20 protein-coding genes are annotated in these 23,759 nt (G+C 56.7%); 14 read left to right on the top strand and 6 right to left on the bottom strand.

The window, feature by feature from the left end:
• Positions 1 to 3 precede the first annotated feature (3 nt).
• A complete protein-coding gene (locus tag A7P97_RS07625) occupies positions 4 to 525 on the top strand; it encodes a hypothetical protein (protein ID WP_231865683.1) in 522 nt (173 codons plus the stop codon).
• A gap of 342 nt (positions 526 to 867) precedes the next feature.
• Here A7P97_RS07625 and A7P97_RS10190 read toward each other — a convergent pair whose 3' ends face one another.
• The gene (locus A7P97_RS10190) at positions 868 to 1,116 is read right to left on the bottom strand and encodes a hypothetical protein (RefSeq protein ID WP_151086342.1); all 249 of its coding nucleotides are present in this window, start codon (positions 1,114 to 1,116) and stop codon (positions 868 to 870) included.
• A gap of 166 nt (positions 1,117 to 1,282) precedes the next feature.
• Entirely contained in the window at positions 1,283 to 2,491 is a 1,209-nt protein-coding gene (gene pncB, locus A7P97_RS07620) for a nicotinate phosphoribosyltransferase (RefSeq protein ID WP_067529804.1), read from the bottom strand.
• Positions 2,492 to 2,785: 294 nt separating this feature from the next.
• On the opposite strand from pncB, the gene A7P97_RS07615 reads away from it, so the two are divergent.
• From A7P97_RS07615 to A7P97_RS07590, 6 genes are all read left to right on the top strand, one after another.
• Positions 2,786 to 3,796 (top strand): L,D-transpeptidase, encoded by a 1,011-nt coding sequence (locus A7P97_RS07615; protein WP_067529803.1) that lies wholly within the window; start codon positions 2,786 to 2,788, stop codon positions 3,794 to 3,796.
• Between the two features lie 316 nt (positions 3,797 to 4,112).
• Positions 4,113 to 5,570 carry a ribosome biogenesis GTPase Der gene (gene der, locus A7P97_RS07610; protein ID WP_067529802.1) on the top strand — a complete coding sequence of 486 codons (1,458 nt, stop codon included), beginning with the start codon at positions 4,113 to 4,115 and terminating at the stop codon, positions 5,568 to 5,570.
• Positions 5,571 to 5,623: 53 nt separating this feature from the next.
• Positions 5,624 to 6,730: a tRNA 2-thiouridine(34) synthase MnmA gene (gene mnmA / locus A7P97_RS07605; protein ID WP_067596345.1), complete on the top strand. Its 1,107-nt coding sequence runs from the start codon at positions 5,624 to 5,626 to the stop codon at positions 6,728 to 6,730.
• Positions 6,731 to 6,846: 116 nt separating this feature from the next.
• Complete coding sequence (locus A7P97_RS07600; protein WP_067529800.1) at positions 6,847 to 8,514, top strand: AMP-binding protein; 1,668 nt, start codon at positions 6,847 to 6,849, stop codon at positions 8,512 to 8,514.
• A gap of 385 nt (positions 8,515 to 8,899) precedes the next feature.
• The gene (gene hutW / locus A7P97_RS07595; RefSeq protein ID WP_067596344.1) at positions 8,900 to 10,729 is read left to right on the top strand and encodes a heme anaerobic degradation radical SAM methyltransferase ChuW/HutW; all 1,830 of its coding nucleotides are present in this window, start codon (positions 8,900 to 8,902) and stop codon (positions 10,727 to 10,729) included.
• Between the two features lie 154 nt (positions 10,730 to 10,883).
• Positions 10,884 to 11,510: an NAD(P)-dependent oxidoreductase gene (locus A7P97_RS07590; protein WP_067529798.1), complete on the top strand. Its 627-nt coding sequence runs from the start codon at positions 10,884 to 10,886 to the stop codon at positions 11,508 to 11,510.
• A 155-nt stretch (positions 11,511 to 11,665) separates the two neighbouring features.
• On the opposite strand, the gene ispD is transcribed toward A7P97_RS07590, so the two are convergent.
• From ispD to rlmH, 3 genes are all read right to left on the bottom strand, one after another.
• Entirely contained in the window at positions 11,666 to 12,373 is a 708-nt protein-coding gene (gene ispD, locus A7P97_RS07585) for a 2-C-methyl-D-erythritol 4-phosphate cytidylyltransferase (RefSeq protein WP_067529797.1), read from the bottom strand.
• Positions 12,370 to 13,092, bottom strand: coding sequence for a DNA polymerase III subunit epsilon (dnaQ, locus tag A7P97_RS07580; RefSeq protein WP_067448114.1), 723 nt, complete (start codon positions 13,090 to 13,092; stop codon positions 12,370 to 12,372). The genes ispD and dnaQ overlap by 4 nt, the downstream gene beginning before the upstream one ends.
• Before the next feature lie 586 nt (positions 13,093 to 13,678).
• Complete coding sequence (gene rlmH, locus A7P97_RS07575; RefSeq protein WP_067529764.1) at positions 13,679 to 14,149, bottom strand: 23S rRNA (pseudouridine(1915)-N(3))-methyltransferase RlmH; 471 nt, start codon at positions 14,147 to 14,149, stop codon at positions 13,679 to 13,681.
• A 195-nt stretch (positions 14,150 to 14,344) separates the two neighbouring features.
• Between rlmH and A7P97_RS07570 the strand changes: the two genes are divergently transcribed.
• The 3 genes from A7P97_RS07570 to htpX all read left to right on the top strand — a co-directional run bounded on the left by A7P97_RS07570 (position 14,345) and on the right by htpX (position 18,268).
• The gene (locus A7P97_RS07570; RefSeq protein WP_067529763.1) at positions 14,345 to 15,580 is read left to right on the top strand and encodes a YihY family inner membrane protein; all 1,236 of its coding nucleotides are present in this window, start codon (positions 14,345 to 14,347) and stop codon (positions 15,578 to 15,580) included.
• Between the two features lie 232 nt (positions 15,581 to 15,812).
• Entirely contained in the window at positions 15,813 to 17,123 is a 1,311-nt protein-coding gene (locus A7P97_RS07565) for a M23 family metallopeptidase (RefSeq protein WP_082887640.1), read from the top strand.
• A 287-nt stretch (positions 17,124 to 17,410) separates the two neighbouring features.
• The gene (gene htpX / locus A7P97_RS07560; protein ID WP_067448107.1) at positions 17,411 to 18,268 is read left to right on the top strand and encodes a protease HtpX; all 858 of its coding nucleotides are present in this window, start codon (positions 17,411 to 17,413) and stop codon (positions 18,266 to 18,268) included.
• A gap of 771 nt (positions 18,269 to 19,039) precedes the next feature.
• Here htpX and A7P97_RS07555 read toward each other — a convergent pair.
• Positions 19,040 to 20,299 (bottom strand): LysM peptidoglycan-binding domain-containing protein, encoded by a 1,260-nt coding sequence (locus tag A7P97_RS07555; protein WP_067529762.1) that lies wholly within the window; start codon positions 20,297 to 20,299, stop codon positions 19,040 to 19,042.
• A 175-nt stretch (positions 20,300 to 20,474) separates the two neighbouring features.
• On the opposite strand from A7P97_RS07555, the gene def reads away from it, so the two are divergent.
• From def to A7P97_RS07535, 4 genes are read left to right on the top strand one after another with little or no spacing between them, the layout of a single operon-like run.
• Entirely contained in the window at positions 20,475 to 20,978 is a 504-nt protein-coding gene (gene def, locus A7P97_RS07550) for a peptide deformylase (protein WP_067529761.1), read from the top strand.
• Positions 20,979 to 21,003: 25 nt separating this feature from the next.
• Positions 21,004 to 21,939 carry a methionyl-tRNA formyltransferase gene (fmt, locus tag A7P97_RS07545; protein WP_067529760.1) on the top strand — a complete coding sequence of 312 codons (936 nt, stop codon included), beginning with the start codon at positions 21,004 to 21,006 and terminating at the stop codon, positions 21,937 to 21,939.
• Complete coding sequence (gene rsmB, locus A7P97_RS07540) at positions 21,936 to 23,195, top strand: 16S rRNA (cytosine(967)-C(5))-methyltransferase RsmB (RefSeq protein WP_067529759.1); 1,260 nt, start codon at positions 21,936 to 21,938, stop codon at positions 23,193 to 23,195. Before fmt ends, rsmB begins: the two co-directional genes overlap by 4 nt.
• Positions 23,158 to 23,754 carry a DUF4390 domain-containing protein gene (locus A7P97_RS07535; protein ID WP_067529758.1) on the top strand — a complete coding sequence of 199 codons (597 nt, stop codon included), beginning with the start codon at positions 23,158 to 23,160 and terminating at the stop codon, positions 23,752 to 23,754. Before rsmB ends, A7P97_RS07535 begins: the two co-directional genes overlap by 38 nt.
• Positions 23,755 to 23,759: the final 5 nt, after the last annotated feature.

Raw genomic sequence — 23,759 nt, 5'->3', positions numbered from 1 at the left:
CCCATGCCAAACACCAACCTTATCCGCACTTTCGCCCAAACCTTCGGCTTGCCTTACACACCAGAACCGCAAAACCTGCCCGCCTTGGCCGACAACCGCCACTTGCATTTAGGCAAGCTGGCAGATTTCTACCGCCATATGGATGGCACGTGGCAGGGCGAAAATCCGCGTGCCGACTACTGGCTGGAAATGCAAACCTTATTCCTGCAATGGCTGCCTTATGCGGGTTTGCCCGATATTTGGAACGATTGGGCGTTCGGCTGGAACAACGAGGCGAAACAATATTTGCCAATAGACGGCTGGCGCGAAGAATGGGCGGTATTTGGCAATATGTTTGACGACTCAATCCTATTCGCCGACACCGCCGCGTCCGGCAGCCCCGTTTATTGGCTGATGACCGGCTACGGCACCGTAGCAAACCGCCGCCTGATTGCGCCATCGGTGGCTGCCTTAATATACACACTGCTGGCAATACACCCGCTTCGAACAAGAGCGGCAGGGTTTGAAGCGGCATTTTGGGGCTAATGCGGCACGAACAATTTACTTTTCCCGACACATATGCCCGCATCCAAATGAAGATTGGGAGTATTTAGCAGATTGGGATGGGAAAGGACCTGAAACTTTCAGGCAGCCTTTAACACAACCAACATTGCGGGTGCAACTTACGTTTGCAGATAGCCCGTACTAACGTTGCAGGCGGATATAAAACCCACCATTACAAATTTTCAGGAGCCATATCGGGCAGAGCGGCTTAGCATCTCCCGACATAAGGCGGCAAGCCGTTACCCATTTATTCCGCTACCTGCTGCTTAACCCAACAAACAAACATATTGTCTGCATTTCCCTGCCCCATCAACAAAACCGGCGTCATAATCTCCGTTCCAAGCTCAGGAACAGTGGTGTGGAAAGTATTTCCCAACCAAGAGCAAAAGGCAGGTTGGGTTTGACAAAAAGTTTGTCTTTATTATGGTTGGGTGGCAACAGCAGCAAATCACCCCGGCAGATTTCATCATAACCAATAGCCAGCAGGCACAGAAAATCCAATCTGTTCCGTGCCATCGTACACAGCATATCGGAGTCCGAACCAGAGCCAAGGTAAACGATGCTGGTTGCCACACACGGCCATAAAGATCGGCCAGCCCGAAGCAGCGGTACATAGTTTTAAGATGACGGCCAGGTAGCCAGCCATTTCATATATAGTAGAAATCCGAAGGGCATGGATAAAGTTTCAGGTAGCATCTAAATGCTAGCAGCAAGAGGTTACCTGAAAATTTTTCACGCCCTATTGCATGTCGGCAATTTCGAACACTTGGCGCAGATAGGCGAGGAAGGTATTGTTATCGCCCATGGTTTTGCCGGGACTGTCGGAGAGTTTGGCTACGGATTGACCGTTGCACTCCACCAGTTTGAGCACGATGTTTAAAGGCTTGTGCCCCATGTCGTTGGTCAGGTTGGTGCCGATGCCGAAGCTGGTTTTGAAGCGGTCTTTGAAGTATTGGTGCAGCGCCCAGGCTTTTTCCAAATCGAGGCCGTCGGAGAAAGTGAGCATTTTGGTACGGCTGTCGATTTTGAGCTTTTGGTAGTGGGCGTAGGCTTTTTCGCCCCACACATAGGGATCGCCGCTGTCGTGGCGCAGACCGTCGAAGAGTTTGGCAAAATAAAGGTCGAAATCGCGCAGGAAGGCATCCATGCCCACCACGTCGGTGAGCGCAATGCCGAGGTCGCCGCGGTATTCGCGCACCCAGCTTTCCAGTGCGGCTTTTTGGAAATCGCGCAGGCGCACGTCTAAAGCTTGGAAGGCTTGCATAAATTCGTGCGCCATGGTGCCGATGGGGATGAGGCCGAGTTTTTTGGCCAGATAAACGTTGCTGGTGCCGCGCAGGCAGCTGGGGGCGGCTTGGTTCAGCGTGTGCACCACGTGTTCCTGCCAGGCGAGATTGTAACGGCGGCGTGTGCCGAAATCGGATACGAGGAAAGGCGGCTCGCCTATCTGTTGGGCGGCAGCATAGCCCCGCAACAGTTCAGCCTTAACCTGTAGACGGCGTTCGCCTTCAGCCAGCACTGCAGGAGTCTCAAGGCGGCGGGAGTAGAGTTCGTTCACAATCGCTAACACGAAAATCTCGAAAAACATGGCTTGGATAATCGGCCCTTCCACGCGGATGCAGAGCCGGTTCTGCTCGTCCACGGTTACTTGGATGAAGCGGCGTTTGAGCTGGAACAGCTCCAAATAATCCACAAAATCGCTTTTAATAAAACGCAGGCTGCGCAGATAGTTGAGCTCTTCCGGGGTGAAGCGCAGGGTGCATAAGGCATCGAGCTCGGCTTCTAGCTCGATGCGTATATCCACCAGCGGATATACGCATTCTTCCAGATTGCGGCAGCGGAATTCATACACGCCGTGCGCCTGTGGAAATTGGTGCAGAACCACTTGCAGCATAGTGAATTTGTAGAGATCGGTGTCCAGCAAGGATTGGATGATGTGGTGTTGCATGGCTGCTCCGTGAAGTGAGTGAACAGAAAAGCAGTGAATGTGGTTTGGGTTTTGTAAGACGCTGGGCTTTCAGGTAGCCTGAAATTTTTGCTAACTTATTATTCTATTACATTTAAACAAATCAAACCGAGCCGGCCGTGCATAAACTATGCGCCGTAATCGGAACAATGTGTGGCATTAAAACACGTTTTACCGCTTTCAGGTAGCCTGCCGCATCGAGCGGTGGCAGTTTCGGGTATCATGACACCATTATCGTCTTTACAACACGCAAACTTATTTTTCCCAACGATTAACATGAAAAAACTCGCATTACTTTGCCTCCTGGCCGCCGTCGGCACCGCCGCCGCCAACAACACCCCGCTGCCCGATTTCTCACCGATGGCCGAAGGCCAGCACGTCGTCATCAACATCCCGCAGATGCGCCTTTTCCTGTATGAAAACGGCCAACTGAAAAACATCTATCCCGTGGCCGTGGGTAAAAACCGTACCCGCACCCCGCTGGGCAACTACAACATCGGTTCCAAAGCCTACAACCCCACTTGGGCCATCCCTGCAAGCATCCGCCGCGAGCGCGCTGCCGCCGGTCTGCCCGCAATCAGCAGCATCCCGCCCGGCCCGAGCAACCCGCTGGGCCCGGTATTTGTGCGCTTGGGCCCGCCACGCTTAGGCTTGGGCATCCACGGCACCAACGCCCCCGCCAGCGTGCCCGGCATCCGCAGCCACGGCTGCGTGCGCATGCACAGCAACAACGCACTGCAATTTGCCCGCAGCGTGCACACCGGCGCCAACGCCGCTGTGATCTACCAGCTGGCCAGCCTCAATGCCGATGCCAACAATCACCTCTGGCTCGCCGCCTATGCCGACCCCTACCAACAGCGCAACCTGAACACCACCGCCCTGCGCCAAAGTATTGCTGCCTGGTCGCAGGCCAACGGCCTCACCGCCAACCCAGCCCGCATCAACAGCGTTTTGCGCAGCCGCAACGGCCGCTTGGTTTGCATCACCTGCCAGAACACCAACGCCCGCGTGCAGGGCAAATTACAATCTGTGGCCTGGCAAAACGGCGCTGCCGAGCTGAGCCGCCCGCAAGCTGTGGAAGCCTCCGAGCCCCAGCAGCAGGACGAAATCCTGCCTGAAGGCAGTGCTGTGGAAGCACTCACCGACGGTACCGGCAGCACTGAAACCCCGATTCCCGCCAGCACCCGCCCTGCCCCGCGCCGCCGCACCACCGAACCGCGCGAGCAGCCCCTGCCCGCCACGCCCATGCAGCCGCAGGATATTCCGCTGTCGGATACCCTGCTGTAAGCCAAATAGAAACCTGCCGTTTTTTAAGAACGGCAGGTTTCTGGTTTCAGATAGCCTTCTGTTGCTAAGCAGGCTACCTGAAAACATTAGCCCCAGCGTAAACTAAAACCACCGCCTCCCCATCCGTCCGGCCCATCTCCCCAAGCCAAACCATTCATAACCAGCTATAATCTCGCCTACACACTTTTGGCAGCCGCACTCCAAAATCAAAGGCTACCTGAAAACCCGCTTCCAACGAAGCCACACCAACCCTTCCGTGCCCCCGCGCACCTGCTCGCTGCTTGGCTCAGGCAGCCTGATACAGAAAGACCATATCATGAAACCCACTATCGCCCTAGTCGGCCGCCCCAATGTGGGCAAATCCACCATGTTCAACCGCCTCACGCGCACCAAAGACGCGCTGGTGCACGACCTACCCGGCCTCACGCGCGACCGCCACTACGGCCACGGCAAAGTCGGCAGCAAGCCTTATCTCGTGGTGGACACCGGCGGCTTCGAGCCTGTGGTGGACAGCGGCATCCTGCACGAAATGGCCAAGCAAACCCTGCAGGCCGTGGATGAAGCCGATGCCGTGATTTTCCTGGTGGACGCGCGCACCGGCCTCACACCGCAAGACAAAATCATTGCCGACCGCCTGCGCCAATCGCCGCGCCCCGTGTATCTGGCCGTGAACAAAGGCGAGGGCGGCCGCCGCGACGTGCTGGCTGCCGAATTCTACGAGCTGGCGCTCGGCGAGCCGCACGTTATTTCCGGCGCGCACGGCGACGGCGTGTATTATCTGATGGAAGAAGTGCTGGAAAACTTCCCCGAAGCCGAAGAAGAACAGCCGGAAAACAAACACCCCGTGTTCGCCGTTATCGGCCGCCCGAATGTGGGTAAATCCACGCTGGTGAACGCCATTTTGGGCGAAGAGCGAGTGATTGCATTCGATATGGCCGGCACCACCCGCGACAGCATCCATATCGACTTTGAACGCGACGGCAAACCCTTCACCATCATCGACACAGCCGGCGTGCGCCGCCGCGGCAAGGTGGAAGAAGCGGTGGAAAAATTCTCCGTGATCAAGGCCATGCAGGCGGTAGAAGCCTCCAACGTAGCCGTGTTGGTATTGGACGCGCAGCAAGATATTGCCGACCAAGACGCCACCATCGCCGGCTTTGCGCTGGAAGCCGGGCGTGCGCTGGTCATTGCCGTGAACAAATGGGACGGCATTTCCGAAGAGCGGCGCAACGCGATTAAAAAAGACATCGAGCGCAAGCTGCACTTCCTCGATTTCGCCAAATTCCACTTCATTTCCGCCCTGAAAGAGCGCGGCATCGACAGCCTGTTTGCCAGCATCCAATCGGCCTACGACGCGGCCTTCATCAAAATGCCCACTCCCAAAATCACCCGCGTGCTGCAGTCGGCCATCGAACGCCAGCAGCCCGCCCGCGCCGGGCTGGTGCGCCCCAAAATGCGCTATGCCCACCAAGGCGGCATGAACCCGCCCGTGATCGTGATTCACGGCAATTCGCTGCAACACGTGGCCGACAGCTACACCCGCTACCTCACGCAAACCTTCCGCAAAGCCTTCAACCTGCAAGGCACGCCGCTGCGCATCCAATACAATATTTCCGACAACCCCTACGAAGATACGGCGGAAAAAACCAAGAACAAACCCCTGCGCCGCACCACCTTGAGCAACCGCATCGCCAAACGCGATGAAAAAGCCCGCAGCAAAGCCAAAACCAAAAAACGCCAAGTGAGCGTGAAGAAACGGCAAGGCCAGTCTTAAATTAAAAGGCTACCTGAAAACTTTCAGGTAGCCCCACCTAGAAACCAAACACTATGCCTACCCCGCAAAACATCATCGTCGGCCTGTCCGGCGGCGTCGATTCCTCCGTAACCGCCCACCTGCTCAAGCAGCAGGGGCAGCAAGTGCGCGGCGTGTTCATGCAAAACTGGGAAGACGACGACAACGACGAATACTGCAGCATCAAACAGGATTCCTTCGACGCCATCGCCGTGGCCGACATCATCGGCATCGACATCGACATCGTCAATTTCGCCGACCAATACAAAGACAAAGTATTCGCCTACTTCCTGCAGGAATACCAAGCCGGCCGCACGCCCAACCCAGACGTGCTGTGCAACGCCGAAATCAAATTCAAATGCTTTTTGGATTACGCCGTCGAGCAAGGCGCGGACACCATCGCCACCGGCCACTACGCCCGCAAAGAAGTGCGCAACGGCAAGCATTACCTGCTCAAAGGCCTGGATGCCAACAAAGACCAAAGCTACTTCCTCTACCGCCTCCAGCCCTCCCAGCTCGAACGCGCCCTCTTCCCGCTTGGCCACTTGGAAAAGCCCGAAGTGCGCCGCATTGCCGCCGAAGCCGGCCTGCCCACCGCCACCAAAAAAGACAGCACCGGCATCTGCTTCATCGGCGAGCGCCCCTTCCGCGAGTTTCTGCAAAAATACCTGCCCACCAGCGAAGGCGATATGGTTACGCCCGAAGGCAAAGTCGTGGGCAAACACGTCGGCCTGATGTTCTACACCCTCGGCCAGCGCAAAGGCTTGGGCATCGGCGGCGCAGGCGAGCCGTGGTTTGTGGCCGGCAAAGATTTGGCCGCCAACCGCCTAATCGTGGTGCAAGGCCACCAACACCCGCTATTATTTTCAGGTAGCCTCACCATGAGCCAATTAAGCTGGACGCTGCCTGAAAACCCCGGCGAAGCACACGGCAGCCGCCCGCCCGAAGGCCGCTACACCTGCAAAACCCGCTACCGCATGGCCGATGCGCCCTGCCAACTGCGCTATTTGGGCGACGACTCCGCAGAGCTGGTATTCGACGCGCCGCAATGGGCGGTTACCCCCGGCCAATCCGCCGTGCTGTATGATGGCGACGTTTGCCTGGGCGGCGGCATTATCGATCAAGCCGGCACAGGCGTTTAACCCCTTCAAACCAAACATAAAACCCAGCAACACAAACCTTAAAGGCTACCTGAAAGCACGGCGCGGCAAATTGCTGCAAAGCTGAATTTTCAGGTAGCCCCTATCAGGAGACCAAATTGGAAAAAATCTGGCTGCAAAGTTATCAGGAAGGCGTACGCCCCGAAATCGACGTGCGCCGCTACAGTTCAATCTGCGAAGTATTCCACGAAACCGCCTACCTCTACGGCAAGCGCTCCGGCTTCACCAACTTCGGCAAGGTGCAAACCTATGCCCAAACCGCGCGCCTGGCCGAGCAGTTCGCCTCCTATCTGCAAAACGTGCTCAAGCTGGAAAAAGGCGCGCGCGTGGCCGTGATGCTGCCCAACCTGCTGCAATATCCCGTGGCCGTATTCGGCATTTTGCAGGCCGGCGGCATCGTGGTGAACGTAAACCCGCTCTACACCCCGCGCGAATTGCAACACCAGCTGAAAGACAGCGGCGCCACCACCATCCTGGTGTTGGAAAACTTTGCCCACACGCTGGCCGAAGTGGTGGCCGAAACCGATGTGAAACACATCATCCTCGCCTCGGTGGGCGATTTGCTCGGCTTCTTCAAAGGCGGCCTGATGAATCTGATTGTGCGCCATGTGAAAAAAATGGTGCCGCCCTATGATCTGCCCCACTTCGTGCGCTTCAACCACGCACTCAAGCAAGGCGCGGCGCACACCTTCCATCCCGTGCCGGTTACGCTCGAAGACACCGCCTTTCTGCAATACACCGGCGGCACCACCGGCGTATCCAAAGGCGCCATCCTCTCGCACGGCAATATCTGCGCCAATATGCTGCAGGCCGAAGAGTGGATTCAATCCAACCTTACCGTCGAGGGCGAACTGGTGGTAACCGCGCTGCCGATGTACCACGTGTTCGCGCTCACGGTAAACCTGATGATCTTCACCCGCATCGGCGCGCAAAACCTGCTCATCACCAACCCGCGTGATATTAAATTTTTCATCAAAGAACTGAAAAAATATCGCGTGAGCGTGCTGCCCGCCGTAAACACCCTGTTCAACGCCCTGCTCCACCACCCCGATTTCCAAAGCGTGGATTTCTCCAGCTGGAAACTGTGCCTGGGCGGCGGCATGGCGGTGCAAGAAAACGTGGCAGAACAATGGAAAGCGCTCACCGGCCAGCCGATTGTGGAAGTGTACGGCCTCACCGAAGCCAGCCCCGGCGTATGCGCCAACCCGCTGAACATCAGCGACTACAATGGCACCGTAGGCCTGCCCATCTCCAACACCGAGGTGGAAATCCGTGACAGTGAAGGAAACGAAGTGCCACTGGGCGAAATCGGTGAATTGTGTATTAAAGGCCCGCAAATCATGCAGAGCTACTGGCAACACCCTGAAGAAACCGCCGCTGTACTGGACGAGCGCGGCTTCCTCGCTACCGGCGATATAGTGAAAATGGACGAACAAGGCTTCATCAAACTAGTGGATCGCAAAAAAGACATGATTGTGGTATCCGGCTTCAATGTGTATCCAAACGAAGTGGAAGAAGTGGTGGCGAAACACCCGATGGTGCTGGAAGCCGCCTGTATCGGCGTGCCCAGCAACAAAACCGGCGAAACCCTGCGGCTTTTCGTGGTGAAAAAAGACCCGGCGCTCACCCGCGAAGAAATCATCGCCTTCTGCCGCACCCAGCTCACCGCTTATAAAGTGCCAAAAGACATTCAGTTCCGCGACGAGCTGCCTAAATCCAACGTAGGCAAAATCCTGCGCCGCGAGCTGCGGGAAGAGAAACAGTAGTTGGCAGCAAGGCAAAAAATGGGCAGCTCGGTCTACACCAGCTGCCTATTTTTTGTAAACCACAGTAAAGCAAAATTAAGCTTCAACAATTCCTCTCAGCATACCAAAGGCTAGTTGAAACCACCACCTCGTTTTCCAGGTAGCCTTCCCTATAGCTGGAACAATTATTTTTGCATACAAGGCGGTGAGCTGAAGACAGTACAGGAGTATGGAGAAGCGAACCAACGCAGCATGAAGAAATAATTGCTTTAAATATACAGAAATCTTATAAAAATAAACCACTAAAATAAGGTAAAGGAAAACGCTTCTACTCTGCTATTTCAGCAACACCATTCCATGTAGTAGAATCAATTCCTATTTTGTTTACTATCTGCCAATAAAGTCTATGTCTGCTGCTGCCCCACAAACCATCAAAACCATCCGCTGGCCGTCGAAAGAAGCTGCGCCGCAAGCCTTTCCCGAAAGGCAGGCGTTGATGCCGATTTGGGGCGGCGTGCCCGTGCCGATGCCGCAATGGCAGAAACTGTGGCAAAGCCAAATCGCCCATTCGCTCGATGAAGACGGCCTGGCCTACCTCCACATCCCCTTCTGCGCCAACCACTGCGTGTTCTGCGGCTTCTACCGCAACGCCTGGAAAGAAGAGCACGGCGGCGCGTATGTGGACAAAGTGATTGAAGAGCTGGCTGCCGAAGCCGAACAGCGCACTGGCAGCGGCAAAATCCAAGCCGTGTATTTCGGCGGCGGCACCCCCACCGCGCTGGATACGCCCGACCTGGTGCGCCTCATCCGCGCCTGCTACCAATACCTGCCGCTGGCCGACGACTGCGAATTCACCCTCGAAGGCCGCATGAGCCATTTCGGGCTCGACAAAGCCTGCGCCGCCGTTGAAGCCGGCGTGAACCGCATTTCCATCGGCATTCAAACCTTCAACACCGCCATCCGCCGCCGCCTCGGCCGCAAACACAGCGGCGAAGAAGCCTATGGCTACCTGAAAGAGCTGTGCGGCCTCGATGCTGTGATTGTGGCCGACCTGATTTTCGGCCTGCCCGGCCAAACCGACGAAATCTGGGCGCACGACATCGAACGCGCCGCCGGCCTGCCCCTGTCCGGCCTCGACACCTACGCCTTCAACTGCTACCCCTTCCTGCCCATCAACCGCATGATTGAAAAAGGCGCATTCCCGCCGTTGCTCGGTTTTGATGTGCAATCCCAACACTACGCCTACGCCGTGCGCGAACTGGCGCGGCTCGGCTGGCAGCAAGTGAGCAACAACCATTTCGCCTATCCCGGCCGCGGCGAGCGCAACCGCTACAACACCCTCGTCAAATCCAATATGCCCTGCCTCGCCTTCGGTTCCGGCGCAGGCGGCAACTTCGGCGGCTTCAGCTACCAAGTGCAGAGCGACTTAAAAGGCTACCTGAAAGCCCCTGCCGGCCAAAAAGCCCTCTCCTTCATGAGCCGCCACGGCCGACACAAAACCCTGCTCGGCCAAGTGCAGCACGACATCGAACTCGGCCGCATCGACACCACCCTGTTTGCCGACAACGCCGAAGTGCAAACCCTACTGCGCCAATGGCAGCAAGCCCAGCTCCTAACCATCCACGAGAACGGCCAGGCCATTCTCAACACCAGCGGCCGCTACTGGTCGCCCACCCTCACCCGTAAACTGATGATGTCCCTCCCACCTGATGAAAAGGAAAGCACTATGCAAAAACTCTCTACCGAACAGCAAACCGTATTGCGCAACTCTCTGGCCGAAAAACCCGGCCAAATCCTCGAAATGCTTGCCGGCCAGCACCAATGCAGCTTTGAAGACGTGATCAACTGCCTGCCTGCACAGCTCATCAAGAAAACCGAAGGTAACCGCTTTGTCGAAATCATGCAAGCCCTTGCCAGCTGGGACGAAGCCGTTACCTTCATCGCCCACACCCCCGACGTGATTGCCGAAGTAACCGGGAAAATCCCCAACGGTAAAGTCGGCCGCGGCTTCTACAACTTCGAACATGCCGAAGAAGGCGGCATCCACGGCCACATTTATTATGAAAACTGCGCCGCCATCTACCTGATCGAACGCCCCTTCATGGGCAAAGACACCGTGTCGCTCAACTTCGTCAACCGCAATGGCGGCGCCATGTTCAAAATCTTCGTCGGCCGCGATGAAGCCGGCGAACTCAAACAAAACCAAATCCAAGCCATGCGCGCCCTGTTCGCCTAAACCCACCCGGATAGTTTGAAGGCTACCTGAAAATGCAGTCTTCACATAGTGAAGGCGTAGTTTCTGTGAAGCTAAAACCAAAAGGCAGCCTGCACTCTTGCCGGAATATTTATCCGCGCAAACCTCCCAACCATTTCCCCACAGGAGCACCACCATGCTGATGATATTCGGCGCCAACGGCTCCAGCGGCCGCCAACTCATCCAACGGCTTCCCAACCCCCAAGCTGCTGTAGCCGCATTAAGGCTACCTGAAACCGATGACTTCTTCGCCCGACACCACATCCCCACCACCGTTGCCGACGCACTCGATGCAGACGCCATCGCCCGCGCCGTGCAACAATTCCGGCCAGACACCGTCGTCAGCTTCATCGGCGGCAAAAACGAACAAGGCATCCGCAGCGACGCCACCGGCAACCTACACATCATCCGCGCCCTCGAACAGCACGCCCCCCAAGCCCGCCTCATCCTCGTTACCAGCATGGGCTGTGGCGAACAATACGCGCTGATGAGTGACATGTTCAAACAAGCCCTGGGCGAAGCCGTGGCCGCCAAAACCGAAGCCGAAAACGCCCTGCGCCAAAGCCCCCTCGCCTGGACCATCCTGCGCCCCTGCGGGCTCGCCGACGGCGACGACACCACCTATCAGCTGCACGAACAGCTCCCCGCCATCCCCTGCCAATACATGACCCGCACCGCCCTCGCCGCCGCCGTGCGCCAAATCATCGACGAAGACGGGCATGAGGGCAAAGCGTATTCAGTGACTTCTGGGGAAGCCGCTTAAACCATCCAGCCAAAACCAACGGGCAAACTGCTTCCAAATAGCAGTTTGCCCGTTATTTCAGGCTACCTGAAAACCAGATGGAACTTTCAGGTAGCCTCAAGCACAATAAGGGCTACCTGAAAAATATTCAGCCGAGCAAAAGAAGCTTGGCTTTTTCAGGTAGCCTCATCTTGCAACAGCAGCCGTGCAATCCTCTCGTCTGCCGGCCAAGTCAGTTTCAAATTGCGGCTGTCGCCCTGCACCAGCAAGGGTTGCAAACCCAGTCGTTCAACGGCGGAGGCCTCGTCGGTAATCTCCGCCAGATTGGCGGCAGCCAGCGCCCGTTGCAGCAACTCGGCGGGAAAAAGCTGCGGGGTTTGTGCCTGCCACAAACCGCTTCGGCTCACCATTTCGGCAATGTGATTTTCGCCGTTGCCACGTTTGAGGGTATCGGCCACGGGCAAAGCCAAAATGCCGCCAACCGGATGCTGCCCTGCTTCTTGCAACAGCCGCCGCAAGGCTTCAGCAGGCAGGCAGCAGCGGGCGGCATCGTGCACCAGCACTTTATCGTCCGGCCGCATCACGCCGTGTTTCAGCAGCGAATTCAGCCCGTTAAACACGCTTTCGGCACGGCTCTCGCCGCCGCAATACAGCGTTCGCAGTTTGGCAGCCAAGTTTTCAGGTAGCCTCACTTCCCGTTCAAACCACGCATCATCCCGCGCCAACACCACGGCTACCTGAACAATCTGCGGCTCAGCCAACAGGCGGCGCAGGGTGTGCTCCAGCACGGTGCGGCCGGCTATCTGCACATATTGTTTGGGCAGGGCGGCGCCGAAGCGGCTGCCCACGCCGGCCGCGGGCACGAGGGCAAAATAGCGGCTCATGGCGTTTTCCGCCAGATGCTGCCGCCTTCGGCTTTTTTGTCCAACTCGTCCAGATAGGCTTCGTGGGCGGCGTTTTCCTCGGCATTGGCAGCCAGCACTTTCAGTTGCGCCGGGCGTTCGGTAGGCGCGATCACCACAGCGGGCGCATCGGCTTCGGCACTTTCTTCTTCGGCAAACTGGTCGGCCAAGCTGAATTGCGAGCGGGTCATGCCCAGATAAACTTCACTCAGCAGTTCGCAGTCGATTAATGCGCCGTGGAATACGCGTTTGCTGCGATCCACTTCGAGGCGGGTACACAAGGCATCCAGTGAGTTTTTCTGGCCGGGATACATGGCGCGCGCCATTACCAGCGTATCCACTACATTAGCAGTCAGCTCCTCCACGCTCGGCAGGCCGGCTCGGCGGAATTCGGCGTTGAGAAAGCCCACGTCGAAGGGAGCGTTGTGGATAACCAGCTCGGCACCGGCAATAAAATCGGCAATCTGTTGCCCGATTTCGGCAAACTTGGGTTTGCCTTCGAGCTTATCCAGCGTAATGCCGTGCACTTTGACGGCTTCTTCAGGAATGTCGCGCTCGGGGTGGACGTATAAATGCAGATAGTTGCCGGTAAGTCGGCGGTCGATCATTTCCAGGCCGGCAAATTCGATGAGGCGGTCGTCGCGATCATAATAAAAACCGGTGGTTTCTGTATCAAGAATGATTTGGCGCAAATGTTTCATCGGAGTATAGCTTTAATAATGTTGGCAAATGGGAAGCATCTTAACTCATAGCGGACTAACTTTAAATCAAGGCAAGGCAGCGAGCCTCAGATAGTACACACATGCAGTAAGGCAAGCCAACACATACTAGTTTGTTAGACTGCAGCAAAGACTGCTTGGCCGGCAATGCGGCAATACTTCGAATTAGCTTATCTGGCAGTAAAAATGATTTGTAGGATTAACAAATTATTACACGATATCTACGTTAATAGTAATAATTATCATTTGATGATATAGCCATTCTTCGGTATAATACATGCACGTTCAGTAAAGCAAGACGGTTCTATCTTGTGCTGAACTGCTAAATTTCAGCATTTCGCCCTGTTACGAGATGTTTAGTTTTGGTAGTGGTTTGTGTTCCTTTTTTGCGCCCCGCTTTTGCCGGGGCAATTTTTTATGTGCGGCATAGGTATTGCAAATAGCTAAAACATATTTTTATACAAGGCTGCAAGCCACAGACAGTACGAGTAGTTACGACAAGGCGAGCCTATGCAGTAGGAAGAAATAAGCGCTTTAGCTATATTCAAATCATATTAAAAATGAAACATTATTCACGATGATACGGATGATTATGCAGAATCGACACCGCTCGATACAGCTGTTCGGTGAGCAACACGCGCACCATGCCGTGCGGCAGGGTGAGGCTAGAGAGACGCAGCATCAGGCCGGCTTGTTGTTTGATGCGCTTGGTGAGCCCGTCTGCCCCGCCGATTACCATGCAAACATGCCGCCCGTTCTGCTGCCATTTTTTCAGGTAGCCTGCCAGCTCCTGCGAAGTGGGCGCAACGCCGCGCTCGTCTAACACCACCAAAAACGCATCGGCCGGCATGGCTTCCAAGATGCGTTTTTCTTCCGCCGCCATGCCCTGCGCCGCATTCACGCCCGCACCGCGCTTTTCCGGCTTGATTTCTTTCAGGGTGTATTTGATGTCGCGGCCGAAGCGTTTGGCATATTCCTTCACGGCTTCGTCCACCCAACCGGGCATTTTGTTGCCCACGGCCAATACGGTAATGTTCATGGTTTGCCTCGCTCCCGCCCTGCCCTAGCAGGGTGGTTTTGTCTTTTCAATAACATTATTTTACAATACGGCAGGCCGACTGATTCGGTTGGCTCGCAACGCTATTATTTTAAAACATTCAGCCGGCATCATTTAAACCAAATACACAGGCTACCTGAAAAACCAAAACAGGTTTTCAGGTAGCCCCAACACACCATGCGCCTACTGCCCAAATTCTCCCTGCCCGAACCCCTGCGCCACTCGCGTACGCTGGCGTTTGCCCGTTTCCTCTATACGCGTTTTTATGAAGTGAACATTCCGCAGGTGTCGTCAAGCCTCACATTTACCACGCTGCTGGCCTTGGTGCCGCTGTTTACCGTGGTCGTGGTGGTGGTATCTGCCTTTCCCGTGTTTGCTGATTTTTCCGCTCAGTTTCACCGCTTGGTGTCGGAAATCATGATGCCGGCAGGCGTGGCGGCGGTGAGCGACTACATTTTCCAATTCCGCGACCACGCCAGCCGACTCACCGCCATCGGTATCGCCATGATGATCATCACCTCGCTGATGCTGGTACACACCATCGAACGCACTTTCAACCAAATCTGGCGGGTGAAACGCCCGCGCAGCATCGTTACCCGCGTGCTGGTGTATTGGGCGCTACTCAGCCTGGGGCCGCTTTTGGTGGGTGTGAGTATATCGCTGTGGGGCATCGTGTGGCGGCGCACCCTGTTTTATCTGCACTATCCGCTGCTCGCCTCGCTGCTGCAATTTACGGTTGCCCTCACCGCCACCTGGAGCATGCTCTGCCTGCTCTACAAGCTCGTGCCCGCCCGCTATGTGCCCCTCCGCCACGCCCTGATCAGCGCCGCGCTGGCGGCGGTGTCTATCGAACTGTTGCGGCGCGGGTTCGGCGTGTATGTGGCCAACTTCAACAACTATCAGTTGGTGTACGGCACCTTTGCCGCCGTGCCGATGTTTCTGCTGTGGCTCAACTTAAACTGGATTGTCATCCTCAGCGGCGCGCTCCTGGCCGCCTCGCTTTCCTATTGGGAAGGCGAGGCTTTCCGCCGCCAAGGCTGCCACGGCACGCGGTTTCACGACGCCTTGGGCATCCTCACCCTGCTCGCCCAGGCACAAAGCCAAGGCAAAAGCCTGAAAACCCAACAGTTCCGCCGCCACATCCAGCTGGGCTACGACGAGTTGGGCGACCTGCTGGAACAACTCGCCCGACGCGGCTACATTGCGCAAAGCCTGCGCAACGGCTGGATGTTGAAAACCAGCCCCGAAGCCATCCGCGTGGCCGACTTGTTCCAGCTGTTCGTGTATGGCAGCCATACCCACACCAACGATTCCATCGGCCGCACCGTGCAGCAAATCATGACCCCCGCCATCACCGCCGCCGATATGACCATGGCCGAATTTATCCGGTGCAATCAGCAACAGAATAGTTAAAACATCGAGCGTTGATACAGTTTTCAGATAGCCTTACTTAAAGAAAAAGGCTACCTGAAGCCAAAATCCCCAATTAAGCCCAACCATTTGCCTCCCCTGTGTCGGTTTCCAGCCGCACCCTAGTTCAATAACAAGTAAAAAACCGCAAAGCGGCACCCGCCCTGCCCTGCCTATCCATTAAAATAGTGCGCTTCCGATAGACCCGTTTGCCCCAACGGCATCCTGCCAAACCGTGTCCCCATCCGCCCTATTTCCCCGCCTACCCCGCCGTGCCCGCATAGCCCTTGTTGCGGCCGCTGCGCTGCTGGGCGTGTTCATTTTAATTGCCATCATCGCTGCCGCCTCTGCCAAGCCGGAAGGCGCGATGCAGAGCAAACGCGTCGTAGAAAAACTCGCCACCGTGCGCGCCAAAGGCAAAACCCCGGCCACCGGCTACTGGAGTGACGAAGTCATCCAGCCCGGCGACTCCCTGCGCAACGTGTTGGAGCGCTTCAACCTTTCCGCCCAGCAAATTCAGGACATTACCCAAGCTGCCGCCTCAGAAGGTAAACAGCCCCACCTGCACCCCGACCAAACCGTCAGCCTCAGGCTCGATACCCAGCGCCACCCCGTGCAGGTGCAGTTTTTCAACGACGACGATAACGGCGAAACCCAACTGGTTGATTTAGCCTATGCCGGCAACCGCTGGCAGGCTAAAACCGACGACGTGAAAACCACCACCCTGTCTACGCTCAAATCCGTTATTATCCGCTCCAGCGGCACCACCGCCGGTGCCATGTCGCGTGCCGAAATCCCTGCCGAAGTCCGTGATTCCCTGCGCGAACTGTTCAGCAACCGGCTCGATCTCTACAAGCTCGAAGCCGGCGATACCGTGCGCATCCTTTATCAGGTAAACTACTTTCACGGCCAGCAGATTTCCATGGGCGATATCCTCGCCGTGGAAATAAGCCACCAAGGCAAGCTCTACCGCGCCTACTACTTCGGCGAAGACGGCAACGGCCGCTACTACGACGAACACGGCCAGCCGCTGAAAAAAGGTTTTGAAACCCAGCCCGTGCCGGGCAGCCGCATCAGCTCGCCCTTCGGTGTGCGCGTCCACCCGATATTAGGCTATTTGCGCATGCACACTGGCATCGACTACGCCGCCCCCACCGGCACGCCGATTCACGCCCCATCCGACGGCATCGTAGAATTCCGCGGCCCCAAAGGCGGCTATGGCAATACCGTGATCCTGCGCCACAGCGACAGCATGCAAACGCTCTATGGCCACATGAGTGCGTTTTCCGCTAATGCCGCCCCCGGTCAGCGCGTGCGCGCCGGCGACATCATCGGCTTCATCGGCACCACCGGCCGCAGCACTGGCCCGCACCTACACTACGAAGTACGCCTCAACGGCGTGCCGGTAAACCCCGCCGGTGTCGCCCTGCCCGCCAAACGGCTCACCACTGCCGAGCTGGCCGAATTCCGCCGCCAGCAGCAAACCATGGAACAAAAACTCGCCCAACTGCGAGGCATCGGCAAAACTGTCGCCCAACTCGATTAACGGCCAGTTGATTTAACTATAAGAAACCGGTTTTTCAGGTAGCCCCAAAGCAGCGATCTTATGGCAATATATTGCATGATTGCGGTGGCAAGAAAAGGTTACCTGAAAACCTCAGCTTCACCACATAAAACCAATAAACAAGTTTCGCCAAGAAACTGCCGCGTCAAACAGCACACCAAACAGCATTCCCGCTAAAGCGGCACAGCGGCACTATGCCGCAGCAGCCTGCAGTAAACAAAAGCAGAAGCCAAAAAGCTACCTGAAATCAAACCGCCCAGACCAATACCGTGAAGCGCATAATCCTCTTTCTCCTCACCAATATGGCCGTACTCCTGGCTGCCCGCCTGCTGTTCGGGTTGCTCGGCCTCAATCCGCAAGATATCTCCGGCCTGCTGCTGCTCTCCGCCATCACCGGCTTTTCCGGCTCGTTGATTGCCCTCATCATGTCGAAAAGCAGCGCCAAGCAGGCCGTGGGCGCCCACGTTATTCGCCAGCCGCGCAACGAAACCGAAGATTGGCTCGTGCGCGTGGTGGAAGTCCAGGCCAAACAATGGAACCTGCAAACCCCCGAAATTGCCATTTATGAGTCGCCTGAGCCCAACGCCTTCGCCACCGGCGCCAGCCGCAACAGCTCACTGGTTGCCGTCAGCACCGGCCTCTTGCAAATCATGAACCGTGACGAGGTGGAAGCCGTGCTCGCACACGAAATGGCACACGTCGGCAACGGCGATATGGTTACGCTCACCCTGGTTCAAGGTGTGGTGAACACCTTTGTACTGTTTTTCTCCCAAATCATCGCCTCCGTTATTGCCTCCTCCCTGCGTCAAAACCGGCAGCACGATGGCGGCAGCAGCGCCATCCAAACCGTAGTCAGCATGGTATTCCAAGTGATCTTCGGCTGGCTGGCTGGCATCATCGTGATGTGGTTCAGCCGCCAGCGCGAATATCGTGCCGATGCCGGAGCTGCCAAACTGGTGGGGGCGCCCAAAATGATCTGTGCCCTGCAACGGCTCAAAGGCAGCCACAGCAGCCTGCCGCCCCCCATGGCCGCCATGGGCATCAACGACAACACCCTGCGTTCTCTGTTCAGCACCCACCCCACCCTCGACGACCGCATCGCCCGCCTGCAACGGCTGAACTATTAAATCGATTTGGTAAGCGGATTCTGTCAGTCCAAATAGCAAAAGGCTACCTGAAATAACCGCAAGTGGTTTTCAGGTAGCCTTCTAATAGAAAAACATATCTAAACTATGTACTTCTACGGAAAACTCAGCAGCCTCCCCGGCCTTGTCTACCTCCCCGATATGCAAGACAGGGAATCGGGAACACCAACCCCAGACACCTGCCCGAATTCATCTCTGCCTACGAAACCGGCAGTTTTTCATGCCAAGAACAGCACGCCCTGATGGGGCTCATCCTTACCTCATTCAATATCTACCTAGCTGTAGAAGCCATCCACGATCCGGCAATCGAACATACCATTTCCGCCCTGCTGGAGCAGCAATGGCAGAATTCCCGTCCGCTCGTACACTATTGGCACTGCTCGACGAAGACTCGGACGACGAATTCCACATCACCCCTACCATGCAGAAACTTTGGACACAGCATTTCAACTAGCCATAGCTTGGATACTTGTGTCTGATATAATGCTTAACTCAAGGCTACCTGAAACCTGGAAACAGCAGGTAAAACAAAATATCGATATCGCAATGCCAACCACACCCACTAACACACCCATCAGCAACAATGTGAATATAGATTAGTACACAGCGAGCTCAAACCCACACTACCCGCTGTCTTTTAAAACATGCTTCAACTGTATCCCTACTCCTTATTCAACACTCTGCCCTCTCCCGCAACAAAAAGGCTACCTGACCTTTTCAGGTAGCCTTTTATTCAATCACACTGTTTCATGCTTAGCGGGTTGGATCGATATTGCTGCGGAAGTCGTATTGATGGTGGTCGTATTCATACGGGCCTTGCGGGTCATTGGGTGTATGGCGGTACTGATGACCCATGTCATCCAAATCGTGGCCGGGCTCAGTGGCTAAATCGCCCACTGATACGTTTACCCTAGATTCCAGCACAATGGCAGAAGAAACATGTTCGCCCACGTTATACACCATGGCCAAACCAATTTCTTCAGCCGGGATGCTCACGTATTTCACAGTCGGGCTCGGATTGATATCGGTGCGCACTTGGCGGCTCTGACGGTACAGGCTCACCACAGTACCTTTATCCAAACCATCAGCCGAACCTTTGTTCAGGATAACAGTGCTGAAGCGACCGGCTTCGCTGATGCCGTCCAACACATCCACGATGCGGGCACGCACCTGGTTTTCGGGCTCGTGGGGCATCATATTGAAGGCGTTTTCTTCGCCGTTATAACGCAGCAGGTAATCGCCTTGGCGGATTTCAGCCACTTGCTCACGAATCTGCAATGCCTGTGCGGTTTCGGTCGGCACTTTCACCAAAGGGTGTAGGCGGGTGTAGTATTGGTTGTCAGGCAGGGCTTGGCGGTCGCGCTCGGAACGCTCGGCCAAGGCGGTGCTGGTTACCGGCAAGGTAGCCAGTTTACCACTAAAGGTTACCAGCTGACCGATGAATTTGCCTGTTTCGGGATCACGAATATCTTTAATCGGGCGGTAAACTAGGTATTCACCTGATTCGGTAACGCCGTAGGCATAAATGCGGTCGCCCAGAGAATACATGGTTTTACCTTCCGGGCCGGCGATGATGCGCGGTGCATCTTGGGTGGCGCGGCGGGCAATCACCTGCGGGTGTTTCATGAACATACGGTAGTAGTTCAGATTGAGGGTGGAGATGCCGTAGCCGGAAGAAGTTTCGCGCACGCGCGGCTGCAGTTTAACGGTGGGAATACCACCGGCGTTATCCACACGCAGGCGCGGCTGTCCGTTGACATAGTGCAACACCAGCACTTGACCTGGATAAATCAGATGAGGGTTGCGGATGGTGCGGCGGTTGGCGCCCCACAGCTGCGGCCATTTCCACGGACGGTAAAGGTATCTGCCGGAAATGCCCCACAAGGTGTCGCCAGTACGCACGGTATAGCGTGCGGGGGCGTTGGGGCGTACGCGCAGGGGCGCGGCCTCGGCGGGCAGAACAGAAACAGTCAAGCCAATGGCGCAAAGCAAGGTTATAATATGTTTTCTCATGAGAGAGCTTCCCTTTAGGATTAACGAACCTGATAACGCTTTATTTACGTTGTTGTTGATGAAATTAACGGAATCATAGAACATTTTAGGTATCTTGCGCCAGTATTCAGGCGAAAAAACCGTTACAACTGCAATAAGAACGTATCTATCTATGCACACTTAAGAGAGAAATCAAATGGCTTTACTAAATATTTTGCGCTATCCCGACCCCCGCCTAAACCTGGTGGCCAAACCGGTAAAACAAGTGGACGAACGCATCAAAAAACTGGTGGCCGATATGGCCGACACTATGTACGAAGCAAAGGGCATCGGCCTAGCCGCCACACAGGTGGACGTGCACGAGCGTGTGGTGGTGATGGACTTGTCTGAAAGCCGCGACCAGCTGCAAGTGCTGATCAACCCTGTAATTTTGGAGCGCAACGGCGAAACCGTGTATGAAGAAGGCTGCCTCTCGGTGCCGGGTGTATACGACAAAGTAACCCGTGCCGAAAGCATCGTGGCCGAAGCGCTGGATGCCGAAGGCAAGCCCTACACTATTCGTGCCGACGGCCTACAAGCCATCTGCATCCAACACGAAGTCGACCATCTCGACGGCAAAGTTTTCGTGCAATATCTGTCGCGCCTGAAGCAGGAACGCATCAAAACCAAAATGAAGAAACTCGACAAACACACGCTCTAACCCGAGCAAGAGGCTACCTGAAACCATGATTCGCAAAGTCATTTTTGCCGGCACCCCCGATTTCGCCGCCACCGCCCTGCGCGCCATTGCCCAGGCCGGCTTCGACATCCCGCTGGTGCTCACCCAGCCAGACCGCCCCAAAGGGCGCGGTATGAAGCTGCAAGCTTCGCCCGTGAAAGAAACCGCGCTCGAACTCGGTTTTCAGGTAGCCCAACCCGAAAGCCTGAAAAGCGAATCTGCACAAGAAATGCTGTGCGCCGTGGAAGCCGACGTCATGGTGGTGGCCGCCTACGGTCTGTTACTGCCGCAAGCCGTGCTCGACATTCCGCACCACGGTTGCCTCAACATCCATGCTTCGCTGTTGCCGCGCTGGCGCGGTGCCGCACCCATCCAGCGCGCTATTGAAGCAGGCGATAGCGAAACTGGCATCTGCATCATGCAAATGGACGCCGGGCTTGACACCGGTGCCGTTATCAGCCGCCATCCCTGCCCGATTCTCCCCGGCGACAACGCCCAAACCCTGCACGACAAACTGGCCGAAATCGGTGCGCGCGCCATTGTTGCCGATTTGCAACACTATTCTCAACGCAACGCCCAGCCCCAGCCTGAACACGGTATCACTTACGCCCACAAATTAAGCAAAGCCGATGCCCAAATCGATTGGGCGCAGCCCGCCGAAGCCATCGAACGCCGCATCCGCGCCTTCAACCCTGTGCCCGGCGCCTGGTGCGACTACCACGGCAAACCGCTGAAAATCTGGGCTGCACAAGCCTGCTCGGCCAATGGCGTGGCCGGCAGCGTGTTGCAAGCCGACAGAAACGGTATTCAGGTAGCCTGCGGCAGTGGCTCATTGTTGATTCAAACCCTGCAGCCCGCCGGCAGCGCCCGCATGGAAGCCGCCGCCTTTCTGGCCGGCCACCCTGTCGCCGCCGGCAGCCGATTCGGAGCGGAACACCCATGAGCCTGGCCAACATACAAACCCTCGCCGCCCACAGCGTGGCTGCCGTTGAAGCCGGGCGCAACCTGTCCGACGTGCTGGCCGAAATCTGGCGCGACCACCCGAAGCTCTCCGCCCAAGAACGCGGCGCGCTGCAAGATATTGCCTACGGCTGCCAACGTTTTTCAGGTAGCCTGCGTGCCCTGCTCGGCCTGATGCTGAACAAGCCCCTGCCCCGTGCCGACATCAGCAGCCTGATATTGGCCGCACTCTACCAGCTCGCCTACAGCCGCAATGCCGCCCATGCCGTGGTAAACGAAGCCGTGCGCGCTGCCGGTAAAATCGGCAAAGGCCAATACAAAGCCCTCGCTAATGCCCTGCTCCGCCGTTTCCTGCGCGAGCGTGACAGCCTGATGCAGCAGGCGCAGCAAAGCCTGGAAGGCCGCTACAACTTGCCCGGCTGGTGGCTCGAACGGCTGCGGCAAGACTACCCCGAACACTGGCTGCAAATCACCGAAGCCTTCAACAGCCATCCGCCGATGACCCTGCGCATCAACCGCCGGCACATCGATGCGGAAGGCTACCTGAAAATCCTAGCCGAACACGGCATGCAGGCCGAAATCCTCGGTAGCCACGCTGTGATGCTCGCCACACCTGTGCCCGTGTCCGCCTTGCCGCTGTTTGCCGAAGGCGCCGTATCCGTGCAGGATTGGGGTGCACAACAGGCCGCCGCTTGGCTCGACGTGCAAAACGGCGAACGCGTACTCGATGCCTGTGCCGCGCCCGGCGGCAAAAGCGGCCACCTGCTCGAATGGGCAGACTGCAAGCTGACCGCCATCGACATCGACCCTGCGCGTCTGCAACAAGTACGCGACAACCTCAACCGCCTCGGCCTGAGTGCCGAGCTGCACGCAGCCGACGCACGGCAATGGGCTTCGTGTTATGATGGCTCCCTGTTCGACGCCGTGTTGGCCGACGTGCCCTGCACCGCTTCGGGCGTTGCCCGCCGCCATCCCGACATCAAATGGCTGCGCCGACCGCAGGATGCCAAGAGCACGGCCGCCCAGCAAACCGATCTGCTCAATGCCCTGTGGTGCACGCTCAAACCCGGCGGCAGGATGCTCCTGTCCACCTGCTCGCTGTTTGCCGAAGAAAACGGCAGCCAGCTGCAAGCCTTTTTGCAACGCCACCCCGACGCTGCCTGTACACGCAGCGAAACCCTGTTACCCAACCCGCACCAAGATGGCTTCTATTACGCGCTTATCCACAAAACTGCTTAGCCTGCTCGCCTGCTGCCTGCTGGCTTTTGCAGCCGTGGGCGTGCGGGCAGAAGGCATCAACGTTACCCGTTCCAGCGCCACTCTCACCTCAGACGGCCGCCTGTCGGTAAACAGCCGCTTCCAAACCGAGCTGCCCGGCCAGCTTCAGGTAGCCCTCAAACAAGGCGTGCCGCTTAATTTCCAACTTAGCTACCGCTTGCAGTCGCCCACCCTGGCCGCCTACCGCTGGCGGCTCGGCCAGCTGGTCGGCTCGGCGCAAACCATCAACTACAAACTCGCCTACCACCCGCTCACCGACCGCTACCGTGTCAGCGTCGGCTCGTTTGCCACCGAATACGGTACCTTGCCCACCGCACTGAAAGCCGTCGGTGCGGTGGCCAACTGGCAAGTGCTCGACAAAGGCACACTCTCCGACACCACCCCCGCCGATGTAGCCGCAGATGTGCGCTTGAGCCTGAGCATCAGCGATTTGCCGCGCCCCTTCCAAATCAACGGCGAAACCTCGAAGAGCTGGCAGCTCGATTCCGGCTGGTGCAAACTGCTCATCAGCCAGCAATAAAGGGA

The organism is Eikenella sp. NML070372, from assembly GCF_001648415.1.
Lineage (GTDB): Bacteria > Pseudomonadota > Gammaproteobacteria > Burkholderiales > Neisseriaceae > Eikenella > Eikenella exigua.
The sequence above is the reverse complement of the archived record's forward strand: the minus strand, read 5'-3'. Positions and strand labels throughout refer to the sequence as shown.